The following is a 13,104-nucleotide window of genomic DNA, read 5'->3' as shown; positions in this document are numbered from 1 at the left end:
CGGGCGAGGCGGGGAGACGGGGCACGGGCGGGGCGGGGACACGGCGGGAGCGCGGCGGGGACACGGGGCACGGGCGGGGCGGGGAGACGGCGGGAACGCGGCGGGAGCATGGCGGGCCGGGGCTCGGCAGCGGCGGGGCCCGAGCGGGTCGGGCAGGGAACGCGGAGGACAACGGAACGCGACCGAACGCGGGCAAATAGAACCCGCTTTCGAGAAACGGCCCCGTGGGCGAATCACCCCCGCCATGATTCTTCATATGATCACCAGACTGGTACGAGCCGGCCTCGCCGCCTCCCTCGCCGTGGCCACCCTGACCGTCGGCGCCGCCGTCTCCAGCGCCGCGACCACCACCGGAACCGCCGCCGGAACCAAGGTCGGCACCAAGGCCGGATCCGCCGCCGGAACCAAGGCCGGACCGGCCGCCAAGGCGGCGGTCACCGGCCAGAACGTGACCGTGTCGCAGAGCGGGAACTACCCGATCTTCCCGATCGACAACACCAACATCTCGGTGACCTGGAAGTCCTCGGGCACCGCCGACCTCACCGGGGTCACCCACCTCACCGTCGAACTGCCGTCCGGCCTGACCACCGACGGCGCGATCATCACCTCCTTCCAGGACTACACCTTCACCCAGCAGGTCTCGCCCGACGGCCGCCGGCTCGACGCCTACTTCACCGGGAACCGCGCGCCGGGGCGCAGCGAGTTCATGAAGCTCAACGTCGTCTCCCACGGCACCCGGCCGTCCGGGACGATCAAGGTGACGGCCGCGAACCGGAACGACGCCGACCCGTCGGACAACGTCTCGACCTACCTGCTCGGCAGCGGCCCGCAGGCCCCGGCCACCCAGGCCGCCCCCGCGGTGACCGGCGTCGGCACCACGACCGGCCCGGGCACCGGCGGCACCGCCGTGACGCTGACCGGCACCAACCTGGACAACGGCTTCGTGCTGTTCGGCGGCGCGGTCGCGGCCGGCAGCTGCACCGGCACGGGCTGCACCGTGACCGCCCCCGGCGGCTCGGGCAGCGTGCCGGTCACCGTCGTCACCCCCGGCGGAGCCGCCACCGCGGCCGCCACCTTCGACTACACCGGCGCGGCCCCGCCCGCGCCGCCCGCGCCGGCGGTCAGCGGTCTGACCACCAGCAGCGGCCCGGCCGCCGGCGGTACCCAGATCTACGTCCAGGGCAGCAACCTGGCCAACGGCACGGTCAGCTTCGGCGGCGTGCCGGCCACCCGGTACTCCTGCGGCCCGGCGCTCTGCTCGGCGACCGCCCCGGCGGGCTCGGGCGTGGTCGACGTGACGGTGACGACGGCGGGCGGGGCGAGCGCGCCCGTCGTCGCGGACCGGTTCACCTACACGCCCTGACAGCGGTCCTCCCGACGGGGCCCGGCACCGGTGCGGTGCCGGGCCCCGTCACGTCCGCCGCCTGCCGCAGCGCCCACCCTGCTTTCCTGCCGCCTCGCCGCCCTGCCCCGTGCCGCCCCGCCTCCCCGCCGCGCTGTCTCCCTACCGCTCACGGACAGGCCCGAGGTGGAGTTGAACGCGTTCAATTCCAGGTCTAGAGTCACTCCCGTGCAGGTGGGAACAGCCCCGCCCGCCACCTCGGCACGGGGGTTTGCGCCATGAGCGACATGAGCGCCATGAGCGGCATGAGCGGCATGACCGGCAGCGGCACGGCCGACAGCAGGACGACCGGCAGTGGCACGGCCGACAGCGGGACGACCGCGGCCGAACGGGCAGCCCTGCGACAGGTCCGGAGATGGCTGTGGATCTTCGTGGTCTGCCTGGTCCTCAGCGGCCTGACCGCGTTCCCCCTGGAGGCCGAGACCCGCTGGCTCGCCGACCTCGCGGCCGGCCCCGGCGCCCCGGTGACCGACCGCTTCCCCGCCCTGCTGGAGTGGACCGAACGGGTACGGGACGGCATCGCCGAGACCAACGCCCGCTACCCCTTCCTCGCCTACGGCACCGACTGGCTCGCCTTCGCCCACCTGGTGATCGCGGCGGCGTTCTGGGGCCCGATCAAGGACCCGGTGCGCAACGTCTGGGTGATCCGGTGGGCGGTCCTGGCCTGCGCCGGGATCATCCCCCTGGCCCTGATCTGCGGCCCACTCCGGGGCATCCCGCCGTACTGGCGGCTTGTCGACATGTCGTTCGGGATCGTGGGCGTGGTGCCGCTGCTGATCGTGCTGCGCGCGCTGCGGCCGCTCGTCGAGCGGGCCGGGAACCACCCGGCCCCGGCCGCAGGCTGACCGGACGAGCGGCACTCCGCCCTCACCCGCAGGCCCTACCATCTGGCTCAACAGCTGCTGGGAGGCGGACGGGCGTGGCCGATGCGGTGATCGATCTCAATGCGGACCTCGGTGAGGGGTTCGGACGCTGGACGCTGACCGACGACGAGGCGCTGCTCTCCGTCGTCACCAGCGCCAACGTCGCCTGCGGCTTCCACGCCGGCGACCCGTCCACCATGCGCCGGGTCTGCTCCCTGGCCGCCGAACGCGGAGTCCGGATCGGCGCCCAGGTCTCCTACCGCGACCTCGCCGGCTTCGGCCGCCGCGCGATGGACGTCCCGCCCGAGGAACTGGCGGACGAGATCGCCTACCAGATCGGCGCCCTCCAGGTCTTCGCGCGCGCGGCCGGCTCCCGGGTCTCCTACGTCAAGCCGCACGGCGCCCTCTACAACCGGGTGGTGGCCGACTCCGAGCAGGCGGAGGCCGTGGTCGCCGGCATCCTGCGGGCCGGGGCGGTCTGCGACGGGCCGCTCCCCGTCCTCGGCCTGCCGGGCTCCCGGCTGCTGGCGGTGGCCGACGGCGTCGGCCTGCCGGTCGTCGCCGAGGCGTTCGCCGACCGGGCCTACACCTGGGCCGGCACGCTCGTCCCCCGCCGTGAACCGGACGCCGTGGTGCACGACCCGGAGACCGTGATCACCCGCGCCGTCGGCATCGCCCGGGACGGCTCGGTGGTCGCGGTCGGCGGCGAGCCGATCACCGTCGAGGCGCGCTCGCTCTGCGTCCACGGCGACACCCCCGGTGCGGCCCAGCTGGCCTGGCGCATCCGCGGCGCGCTCGCCTCGGCGGGCGTCCGGGTGGAGGCCTTCGCATGACCCCGGCCGCACCGGCGGCGGGCGGGGGCGGGGGCGGGGGCGGAACGGGCCGCCCCGGGGGCGGGACCGGCGGCGGGGACGCGGGCCCGACCGGGACCGGCGGCGGGGATGGCGGGGGCGGCGGCGAGGGCGTCGCGCTCCTCCCGGTGGGCGACCGCGCCGTGCTCGCCGAGCTCGCGGACCAGGCCGCGGCCACCGCCCTGTACGGCTGGCTGCGCGAACGCCAGGCGGCCGGCGAACTGCCCGAGGTCGAGGAGATCGTCCCCGCCGCGCGGACCGTCCTGCTGGACGGCGTCACCGACGTTCCCGCCCTGACCGCCCTGCTGCACTCCGCCCGCCCGACGACGGCCGACACCGTGCCCGGCCCACTGGTGGAGGTACCCACCGTGTACGACGGCCAGGACCTCGCCGAGGTCGCCGCCCTGTGGGGCGTCTCCCCCGAGGCCGCCGTCCGGATCCACTGCGAACCCGAGTACGTGGTCGCGTTCTGCGGCTTCGCCCCCGGCTTCGGGTACCTCACCGGACTGCCGCCCCGGTACGCGGTGCCGCGCCGCGCCACCCCGCGCAGCTCCGTACCGGCGGGCTCGGTCGCGCTGGCCGGCCCCTACACCGGGGTCTACCCGCGCTCCTCCCCCGGCGGCTGGCAGCTCCTCGGGCACACCGCGCTGCCGCTCTGGGACGCGGCCCGCGAACCGGCCGCCCTGCTCGCCCCCGGCGTCCGGGTCCGGTTCACCCCGCTGCGGAGCGGTCCCCGCCGTCCGGACGCCGACGCCGGAGGCCCCGGGACGGCGGACGCCGCACGGGTGGCCGGTCGGACGGGCACCCGTCCGGACGACACCCGCGACACGGACCCGGCGAGCGACACGGGCAGTCAGAGCGGCACGGAACGCCTCGCCCGCGCGGGCGAGGCGGATTCAGCGTGCCGCCCGGGCAGTGCGAACGCCACGGACGCTGCGGGAAGTGCCGACGGGCCGAACCCTGCCAGTACCGGGAACCGCGCCGTCGACCGGGCCGCCGCGGACCACCTGGACGGTGCGCACCCGGCGGGCGATGCGGGTACTGCCGACGCTCCGGGGACTGCGGGCCGGGCGGACGGCAGGACGGGTGGCGGAACGGGTGGCAGGACGGGGCCAGGCGCAGCCGGTCCCCCGAACGCCGCGGGCGGTGGGAGCGCAGCAAGCCGCAGGGGCGGGCCGGACGGGCCGGATGCCGTAGGCGGCACGGGCCGGTCCGGTGGCATCGGTGGTGCGGCCGGTGTGGCTGGTGTGGCCGGTGCGATTGACGCCCCCGCCGGACGCCCCGGGGGTGCGGCATGAACGCGGCCGACGGGATGGCGGTGGTCCGGCCCGGACCGCTGACCACCGTGCAGGACCTCGGGCGGCGCGGAGTCGCCCACCTCGGCGTCCCCCGGGCCGGTGCGCTGGACGAGCCGGCGTTCCGCGCGGCCAACCGGCTGGTCGGCAACCCGCCCGGCGCGGCGGCCCTGGAGACCACGCTCGGCGGCGTCGCCCTGCGCGCGCTCCGTCCACTGGTCATCGCGGTGACCGGCGCGCCGTCGCCGGTCCGGGTCGACGGCCGCGCCGCCGCCTGGGGAGCGCCGGTCGCCGTACCCGCCGGCGCGGTCCTCGAAGTCGGCGCGGCGACGCACGGCGTGCGCGCCTACCTGGCGGTGGCGGGCGGGATCGCCGTACCCCCGGTGCTCGGCAGCCGTTCGGCCGACCTGCTGTCCGGGCTCGGACCGGCCCCGCTGGCCTCCGGCGACACACTGCCGGTCGGCCCACCGCCGCCGTACCGGCCCGCACCCGATCTGGTCCCGCAGGCCGCGCCGCCGACCGTCCTGGTGCTGCGGCTGCGGCCCGGCCCGCGCGCCGACTGGTTCGCCCCGCAGGCCCTGGCGCGGCTCGCACGCGATCCCTACCGGGTGGCGACGGCCGGCAACCGGATCGCGCTGCGCACCGAGGGGCCGCCGGTCGACCGGGCGGGCACCGGTGAACTGGCCAGCGAGGGCATGGTGCTCGGCGCCGTGCAGATCCCCCCGGACGGGCGGCCGGTGGTGTTCCTGGCCGACCATCCGACCACCGGGGGCTACCCGGTCATCGGCGTCGTCCCGTATGCCGATCTGGCCGCCGCCGCCCAGGCCCGGCCCGGCACCCCGATCCGCTTCACCGTGTTCCGGAAGCGGTGACGGCCCCGCCCCGCACGCCCGGAGCACCCACACGGCGGCGCGTCCTCGGTCCCTCGACCTCTCACCCGACGCTGGTTCTCTGCGCAGGAAGTCGGCCGGTCCGACTTCCTGCGCGGAGAACCATCCGCCTCATCCGCAATTCCACCAGCCCCAACCAACCCCTCGGCCCCAAAATATGCAGACCGGTCTACAGAGCATCTCTCTGTAGACCGGTCTGCATATTCACCCACACCCCACCCAGCACCCGACCGAAAAGTCGACCGGTCCGACTTCCTACGCACACCACCCCAACCAACCCACAACACACAACCCCAAACCGGCACAGCCAGGCAATACGGAACCGCACCAACCGGGCACACCACCAACGGCACCACAAGCCAGCAGAACAGCCAGGCCACCAACCACCCGAGGCCGGCCAGGGCTAAGGGATGTCCCGTAATTGGTCTCTGGCGGTGGCTGGCCAGACCTCGCCCATTGGCGGCAGACCCGGACTATGCGGCCTGGAGAAGATTGTGGAGGCGGGCGATGCCGAGCATGGCATGGTGAACGCCATCGCCCTTGAGGCGGCAGTCGCGCAGGATCTTCCAGGTCTTCATCCTGGAGAAGACGTGCTCGACGCGGGCCCGGACCCGCTTGTGGTCGCGGTTGTGCTCGGTCTGCCATTCAGTGAGCTCGCCGCCCTTGGGGCGGCGGTGCGGGATCACGAGACCGGTGCCGGGGTAGCCGCCGTCGGCGATGGTGGTGGTCCGGCCGACGGCAGCCTTGGCGCCGGATTCGGCCCAGGCCTTGCAGTCGTTGCGGTTGCCCGGGACGGGTGTGCCCACCGCGACGACCAGGCGGGTGTGGGCGTCGACGACGACCTGATGGTTGGTGGAGTACCTGTAGTTCTTCGACTTCTCCGCGATGGTGTGGTCGCGGGTGGGGACGAGGGTGCCGTCGACGATCAGCACGGTGTCCTTGCGGAACCGACGCCGGGGCCTGAGCGCAAGGAGGGGGCCGACGTGGTCGATGATACGGTCGGCCGCCGACTTGGACACGCCGAACAGCGGCGCGAGCTGCCGCAGCGTCAGGTTGGTCCGCCAGTAGGCCGCGACCAGCAGGACCCGGTCCTCCAGCGGAAGACTCCAAGGCCGGCCCGACCGCACGGTGTCAGCGCCCTCGCGGCGGAGCGCTGTCATCAGCTTGCGGAAGTCGCGCGGGCTCAGCCCGGTGAACGGGGCTATCCAGGACGATTCCGACGCCGTGATCACAACAGCCATGGCCGTGATCATCCCATCTTGGTGCGGGACCGGCCGCGGGTTCCTTCACCCCCGCTCCGACCTGTCAGTCAGGCGGCGGTACCACCAGAACTCCGTGCGCCACTCGCGCCGGTGCGCGAACGGGTCAGGCAGGGTGCGGTGCAAGAACACCACATCCAGAGGCTTCACCAGCCGGCCGAGCTCGGCACGCGCCCGCTCCGGCAGTCTCTCCAGGACTTCCTCCAGCACGTCGCGCGCGTGCCTGACGTCGTCGAAGGAACACCAGGTACACGAGCAGAACGACTCCTGCGGATACAGCGGACGCCTGCCCGGCGGGCGCACGAACTCGCGGTATCGCCGCAACGCCCGGTCGGTGGCGCCCGGGTGTATGTAGAAGCTGCCACTCAGGTACTCGACCCGGTGCACCGCCAGGCTCGCCCCAGCGGAGAGTCCGTGAATCCGGATCGGAGGAGCCGGCCCCCAGAGGCGGGAGACCGGCCGTTCAGCGCGCAGCGCGCGTGGCCGTCTACGCGGCATTGGCCTTTCGACACATAATCACGGGAGCCATGATGCCAGGCAGGGCTGCCCTGCCGCACCCAGTTACGGGACAGCCCTTAAAGGTTGTTGCAGAAGTCTGGGTGTGGGCAGGTCGGGGTGTGGTCTGACCTGCTGGTTTCATCCAGTTCGGGCGAGGTTGTGCATGTGGGCGACGGCCTGCACCGCGTGGTGCAGGCCGTCGCCCTTCTGTCGGCAGTCGCGGAGGATCTTGTAGTTCTTCATGCGGGCGAAGGTGTGCTCGACGCGGGCGCGTACGCGTCGGTGTTCGGCGTTGTCCTCCTCCTGGGCCCGCAGGAGGGGACGGCCGGCGCGTCTGCGGTGCGGGACGACGAGGCCGGTGTTGATGTAGGCGCCGTCGGCGAGGACGGTGGTGCCGGAGCAGGTGGCGGGCAGGTCGGAGGTGCGCCACGCGTGCGCGTCGGCCTTGTTGCCCGGCACGGGGCGGGCGGTGGCGACCACGAGGCGGGTGTCGGCGTCGACGACGACCTGCACGTTCGCGGAGAAGCGGTAGTTGCGGCCGGAGGCGGCGATGCTGCGGTCGCGCACGGGGACCAGGGTGCCGTCGACGATCCACAGCCGCTCCACGCCCGGTTGCGGGCGTGGAGCGGCTTCGAGGGCCAGGAGCGGGCCCAGGCGCTGGACGACGCGGCAGACCGTGGCCGTCGAGATCCCGAACAGCGGCGCGAGCCGGCGCATCGTGAGATTGGTCCGGTAGTACACGGCGACCAGCAGGACCCGGTCGGGCAGCGGCAGGCACCACGGCCTGCCACCGCCCGGCCCGTTGCCACCCCGCTCCCGCACCACCCGCACCAGGCCCTCGAACTGCCGCATCCGCAGACCTGTGAACGTCTCCACCCAGACCGGCTCAGCCCGCAGCACCCCACCCATACCGGAGAAATGCCCAGTCCCGGACCTTCCGGAACAAGCTTTAGCCGGGGAGTGCGTGAATGGGGTGGATAGTTCCTGCGCAGGAAGTCGGATCAGCCAACTCCCTCTCCCACCAAAATATGCAGACCGGTCTACAGACCACCTCTCTGTAGACCGGTCTGCATAATCACCCACACCCCACCCAGCACCCGACCGAAAAGTCGACCGGTCCGACTTCCTGCGCGCACCACCCCAACCAAGCCATGACACACAACCCCGAGCCAACACAGCCGGGGGCACCGGTCAGTGCGGGAGGTCGACCGACAGGTAGGGGCTCAGCGCCTCCAGGAATTCCGCGGCCTCGAACATCGCGCCGGCCGAGGCCACGCCCGTCGTCCGCGCCTGCCCGGCCAGGATCCGCCGGACCGCCTCCACCGCCAGCGGTGCGGTGATCGCGTAGATGTCCTGGCCGCCGGCCGTGGCACGGCGTTCGACGCCCCCCGAGCTGACCCGGACGTCCACGACGAAGGTCTGGTCCGACCGCCCCAGGTCGTCGACCGGCTGCGGTGCCGGCGTGTCCGCCCCGGCGAGGTCCCCGGCCGCCTCGACCGTCATGTAGGTGCGGACCTCGGGCACCGCCAGGTGGCTCGGCAGGGTGACGACGTCGGCCATGGTGAACTCCGCGAGCACCGCCCGCTCGCCCAACGGCTCCGGGAAGTGCCAGTCCTGCCGGGACAGTTCGTCGTCGTGGTACTGCAACTCGCCGTCGGCGAACCGCACCCGGCGCCCCGCGCGGCGCCGGTGGGACACCCGGCCGGCCTCCCGGGTGCCCTCCGTGGGGTGCCAGCTGTTCAGCCCGTACGCGACGTGCACCGCGTCGGCCGCCGTCCACTCCCCCATCGCCGCGGTCGCCAGCAGGTCGCCCAGGCCCCCGTAGAAGGCCATCGCCGGCACCACGGCCACCCCGGCCTCCCGGGCCGCCTCCGCGTAGTCGGCGAACGTCCGGGCGTTGGCCTCGATCTCCGCCGCGACGTCGACGTACGGGATCCCCGCGCGCAGCGCCGCCTCGACCAGCGGACCGGCCGTCACCGCGAACGGTCCGGCGCAGTTGATGACGGCCGCCGCACCCGCGAGGGCCCGGTCCAGCGAGGCCGGGTCGTCCGCGGTCGCCGGCCGCACCTCCAGGTCGCCCCGTTCGGCCGCCAGCGCCTCCAGCTTGGCCGCGTCACGACCAGAGACGATGGCGGCGAAGCCGCGCCTGCGCAGTTCGGCGACGATGAAGCGCCCGGTGTGCCCGGTCGCCCCGTAGACCACCACTGCTGCCGCTGTACCCATGATTCCCCGCTCTCGCCGTGCCGATGGATCAAGTCTCGCCGCGGGGCCGGTCGAACCGTGATGGTCCGGAACGACAGCACCCGTACACTTTCGGACATGCCGACTGTCGCACTGCTGGCCGCCGGTCACCTGCTGCACTTCGAACTGGCGGTGGCCTACGAGATCTTCGGCAATCCCCCGCAGGAGGCCCGGGACGACTGGTACGACGTCCGGCTCTGCGGCCCGGGACCGGTCCGGGTCGGGCCGTTCGTGGTCGAGCCCGACCAGGGGCTGGAGGAGCTGGCCGGAGCCGACACCGTGATCGTGCCCGCGTGGGCCGACGTCGACGAGCCGCCGCCGGCCGAGGTGGTCGAAGCGGTACGCGCCGCCCACGATGCGGGCGCCCGCGTCGCCTCCCTCTGCACCGGGGCGTTCGTGCTCGGCGCGGCGGGCCTGCTGGACGGCCGCCGGGCCACCACCCACTGGGCGCACACCGCGGAGCTGAGCGCCCGTCATCCGCTGGCCGTGGTGGACCCGGACGTGCTCTACACGGACAACGGCAGCGTGCTGACGGCCGCCGGCAAGGCCGCCGCCGTGGACCTCTGCCTGCACCTGGTCCACCTCGACCACGGGGCCGCGATCGCCAACGCCGTCGCCCGCCGCCTCGTCATGCCGCCCCACCGGGCGGGCGGCCAGGCCCAGTTCGTGGCCACGCCGGTACAGGTCTCCGGCGACCACGTACTCGCCCATCTGCTCGCCTGGGCCCAGCAACGGCTGGACCGGCCGCTGACAGTGACCGACCTGGCCCGACGGGCGAACACCAGCCCGCGCCACCTCGGGCGGCAGTTCCGGGCCGTACTCGGACAGACCCCGCTCCAGTGGCTGCTGACCCAGCGCGTGCGCCGGGCACAGGAGTTGCTGGAGTCGACCGACGAGAGCGTCGAGGCGATCGCGGTCGCCACCGGCATGGGCACGGCCACGACGCTCCGGCGCCAGTTCAAGCGGGTCGTCGGAGTCCCGCCGGCCAGCTACCGGCACTCGTTCCGCACCACACGACCCACCTGACGCGCAGGGGCGAGGGCGAAAGAGCGAGAGCGCAAGACGAGGACGCAGAAGCGAGAGCGCGAAGGCGGGGGCCAGGGCGGCCCCGCCCCGATCGCCTAGCGCCCCAACAGCGCCTCGGCGACGGCCCGCTGGGCCGGATCGATCACCTCCTCGCCGTCCTCGACGTCCCACAGGATGTTCTGCAGGACCCGCCCGAGGGTCCAGCGGACGGCGCGCGGCCGGTCGAGGGCGAGGCGCTCGGTCATGAGGTCGAAGCGGCGGTGGAGCGCTCGCGGCAGGTCGCCGGTGGCCGTGAGGTCGGCCCAGCGGTTGTGGAGGGCGGGGAGCAGCTCGAACCCGGGGTCGCCGGCGAGTGGTTTGGGGTCGATGGCGAGCCAGGGCGCGCGGCCGTCGGGGCCGACCGGGGCGAGCACGTTGCCGTAGTGCAGGTCCCAGTGGAGCAGCCGGTCGCCGGGGTCGGGCCGGACCTCGCGGACGGCGGCGGCGCAGTCGGCGAGCAGCCGGCGGTCGCCGGGGTCGGCGAGTCCTCCGAGCGCTTCCGGGACCTCCGCCAGCATCGCGTCGGCGATCTCCGCCAGCGTACGCATCCCGACCGGTGCCTGATGTGACGTCAGGTCGGCCAGCAGCGAGGCGATTTCACCGGCGGCGGCGAGGTGGTCGGGCTCGGCGAGCAGTGAGCGCGCCGGATCGAGGCGCTCCAGCAGCATCGACCCGGTCGTCGGGTCGTGGTCGAGCAGCCGCGCCGCGCTCCGCCCGCCCCAGGTGCGCAGGGCGAGCGGTTCGCCGGCGGTCTCCTCGTCCACGGGCTGGAGTTTGAGCACGGCGGGGGTGCCGTCCTCACACCGGACCGGGAGGACGAGGCCCACCACGCCGTGCGCGGTCGGCCCGTCGGGGCGGAGCGACCAGCGCTCCAGCAGACCGTCGGCCAGGGTGGGCAGTCCGGCCGCCCAGACGCGGCCGGACTCACCGAGGGAGTCGACGAGGGAGGCGGCCAGCGCCTCGGGTACATGGACGGCCATGGCGGACGGCTCCCTGGGTCGAAGGGCAGCAGGCGGCGGGCAGCGGGCAGCGGGCAGCGGGCGTTCTACCGCGGGGCGTTCGATCGCAGGGTATTCGGTGTCCGGACGTTCAGTGTCCGAATATTCGGTCCCCGGGCGTCGAGTCCCGGGCGTCGAGTCCCGGGCGTTCAGCCCCGGGGTGCCAGCGCGGCGGCGGTGACGGACGCGAAGCCCTCCGGGTTGTCGAACATCATGTTGTGCCCGCAGTCCGGGAGCGCCGCGAGCACCACCCCGGCCTCGCGGAGCCGTTCCGCGCCAGGGTACGGGCCGTCCTCGGCCGGGTGGAGGAAGGTGCGCGGCAGGTCGAGTCCGATCAGCAGTTCGCGCATGGTCGGGACGGTGCCCCGGGAGCGGTGGACCGCACTGCGGTGGAGCGCCTCGGGGCCGGCCAGCCGCATGGTCGCCCACCAGAACGGACCGGCCCACTCCTCCACCTGCTTGCGGCCGTCGGCCAGGAACTCCTCCTCGGTGAAGGACGCCAGGCCGCTGCTGCCCGGGCCGGGCACGGGGGCGGCCGGGTCGATCGCGGCGTCGACCAGGACGAGGTTGGTGACCAGTCCCGGGTGCCGGTGGGCGAGCACGACCGCGACCGCGCCGCCCATGCTGTGACCGATCACCTCGACCTGGTCCAGTCCCGCCGCCCGGACCGCCGTGGCCACCGCGTCGGCGTGTTCCTCCATCGTGTAGCCGAAGTCGGTGGGCCGGTCGCTGATGCCGAAGCCGAGCAGGTCGAGCAGGAGCGAGCGGTGTCCGGTGAGCAGCGGGTGGGCGGCGGCGGCCGCGAAGTAGACGGGCGAGCTGGAGCCGAGGCCGTGCAGGTAGAGGCGGGCGGGTTCGACGCCGGGGACCTCCACCCAGCGGATCCGGTCGCCGTTCGGGGTGACGGTGGCTTCGCGCACGGTCGTGTTCCTCCTCGATGCGGGTGCGGTGGGGTGACGTCCATGACCATACCTCGATCCCGAGGTATAGCAACACCGATATATTCAGGTCGGGCATCTGAGAGAGTGACCCCATGCTGAAACTCGCGATCCTGGGGTTCCTCCACGACCGGCCGCTGCACGGCTACGAACTGCGCCGGCACCTGGCGGCCCTCACCGGGCACGTCCGGCCGATCAGCGACGGAACGCTCTACCCGGCGATCAAGCGGCTCGAATCCGACGGCCTGCTCGTCCGCGCCACCGAACCCGGCGCGGCGGCCGCCCCCCGGCACACGCTCCGCCTGACCAACGCCGGGCGGGCCGCCCTGCTCGACCGGCTCCGCGCACCGGAGGAGCTGGACATCAGCGACGAGAACCGCTGGTTCACCACCCTCGCCTTCCTCCGGCACCTCGACGCCGAACCGGCCGCCCAGGCCGCGGTGCTCCGCCGGCGCCTGGCGTTCCTCAGCGAACCGGCCAGCTTCTTCTACGACGGCAGCCGCCCGGTCGGCGCCGAGGAGGTGGACGATCCGTTCCGCCGGGGGATGCTGCTGATCGCCCGCGCCACCACCGAGGCCGAACTGGGCTGGCTGCACGCGACCCTCGCGGAGCTCGACCGGGCCCACTGACCGGCACCCGAACGGCGCCCCGACCGGCGCCTTGAGCGACACCCCGACCGACGCGCCGACCGGAACACCGGCCGGAACGCGGAACGGCCGCGGCCCCTACCGCCCCAGGAGGGCCGGTACGGGCCGCGGCCGTCGGGCCGGGCGACACGGTCGCGGGTGCGGATCCGCCCGTGGA

General features: G+C 73.9%; 13 protein-coding genes. 7 read left to right on the top strand and 6 right to left on the bottom strand.

The features are described from left to right. The first annotated feature begins 256 nt into the window (after nucleotides 1-256). From OG550_RS31420 to OG550_RS31400, 5 genes are all read left to right on the top strand, one after another. Nucleotides 257-1,363 (top strand): IPT/TIG domain-containing protein, encoded by a 1,107-nt coding sequence (locus OG550_RS31420; RefSeq protein WP_327683258.1) that lies wholly within the window; start codon nucleotides 257-259, stop codon nucleotides 1,361-1,363. A 293-nt stretch (nucleotides 1,364-1,656) separates the two neighbouring features. Beyond that, nucleotides 1,657-2,247: a hypothetical protein gene (locus tag OG550_RS31415; protein ID WP_442906195.1), complete on the top strand. Its 591-nt coding sequence runs from the start codon at nucleotides 1,657-1,659 to the stop codon at nucleotides 2,245-2,247. A gap of 74 nt (nucleotides 2,248-2,321) precedes the next feature. Continuing rightward, a complete protein-coding gene (locus OG550_RS31410; RefSeq protein ID WP_327683256.1) occupies nucleotides 2,322-3,098 on the top strand; it encodes a LamB/YcsF family protein in 777 nt (258 codons plus the stop codon). After that, a complete protein-coding gene (pxpB, locus tag OG550_RS32845) occupies nucleotides 3,095-4,414 on the top strand; it encodes a 5-oxoprolinase subunit PxpB (protein WP_442906110.1) in 1,320 nt (439 codons plus the stop codon). Before OG550_RS31410 ends, pxpB begins: the two co-directional genes overlap by 4 nt. After that, entirely contained in the window at nucleotides 4,411-5,283 is an 873-nt protein-coding gene (locus OG550_RS31400) for a biotin-dependent carboxyltransferase family protein (protein ID WP_327683254.1), read from the top strand. The genes pxpB and OG550_RS31400 overlap by 4 nt, the downstream gene beginning before the upstream one ends. 491 nt (nucleotides 5,284-5,774) lie before the next feature. Here OG550_RS31400 and OG550_RS31395 read toward each other — a convergent pair whose 3' ends face one another. From OG550_RS31395 to OG550_RS31380, 4 genes are all read right to left on the bottom strand, one after another. Further along, nucleotides 5,775-6,542: a transposase gene (locus tag OG550_RS31395; protein ID WP_327683252.1), complete on the bottom strand. Its 768-nt coding sequence runs from the start codon at nucleotides 6,540-6,542 to the stop codon at nucleotides 5,775-5,777. 45 nt (nucleotides 6,543-6,587) lie between these two features. Further along, a complete protein-coding gene (locus OG550_RS31390) occupies nucleotides 6,588-6,947 on the bottom strand; it encodes a hypothetical protein (protein ID WP_327683250.1) in 360 nt (119 codons plus the stop codon). 249 nt (nucleotides 6,948-7,196) lie between these two features. Next, nucleotides 7,197-7,967, bottom strand: a complete 771-nt coding sequence (locus tag OG550_RS31385; protein WP_327683248.1) for a transposase — start codon at nucleotides 7,965-7,967, stop codon at nucleotides 7,197-7,199. A 282-nt stretch (nucleotides 7,968-8,249) separates the two neighbouring features. Then, nucleotides 8,250-9,281 carry a saccharopine dehydrogenase family protein gene (locus tag OG550_RS31380; protein ID WP_327683246.1) on the bottom strand — a complete coding sequence of 344 codons (1,032 nt, stop codon included), beginning with the start codon at nucleotides 9,279-9,281 and terminating at the stop codon, nucleotides 8,250-8,252. Between the two features lie 96 nt (nucleotides 9,282-9,377). Here OG550_RS31380 and OG550_RS31375 point away from each other — a divergent pair, with 96 nt between their 5' ends. Further along, nucleotides 9,378-10,325 carry a helix-turn-helix domain-containing protein gene (locus OG550_RS31375; protein ID WP_327683244.1) on the top strand — a complete coding sequence of 316 codons (948 nt, stop codon included), beginning with the start codon at nucleotides 9,378-9,380 and terminating at the stop codon, nucleotides 10,323-10,325. Between the two features lie 95 nt (nucleotides 10,326-10,420). On the opposite strand, the gene OG550_RS31370 is transcribed toward OG550_RS31375, so the two are convergent. Together OG550_RS31370 and OG550_RS31365 are read right to left on the bottom strand one after the other, a co-directional pair. Then, a complete protein-coding gene (locus tag OG550_RS31370; protein ID WP_327683242.1) occupies nucleotides 10,421-11,344 on the bottom strand; it encodes an aminoglycoside phosphotransferase family protein in 924 nt (307 codons plus the stop codon). A gap of 167 nt (nucleotides 11,345-11,511) precedes the next feature. Then, a complete protein-coding gene (locus tag OG550_RS31365; protein ID WP_327683240.1) occupies nucleotides 11,512-12,282 on the bottom strand; it encodes an alpha/beta fold hydrolase in 771 nt (256 codons plus the stop codon). A gap of 113 nt (nucleotides 12,283-12,395) precedes the next feature. On the opposite strand from OG550_RS31365, the gene OG550_RS31360 reads away from it, so the two are divergent. Further along, entirely contained in the window at nucleotides 12,396-12,929 is a 534-nt protein-coding gene (locus tag OG550_RS31360; RefSeq protein ID WP_327683238.1) for a PadR family transcriptional regulator, read from the top strand. The last annotated feature ends 175 nt before the right edge of the window (nucleotides 12,930-13,104 follow it).

It is taken from the genome of Kitasatospora sp. NBC_00458, assembly GCF_036013975.1.
Classification (GTDB): domain Bacteria; phylum Actinomycetota; class Actinomycetes; order Streptomycetales; family Streptomycetaceae; genus Kitasatospora.
This window is presented reverse-complemented; position numbering and strand designations above follow the sequence as displayed.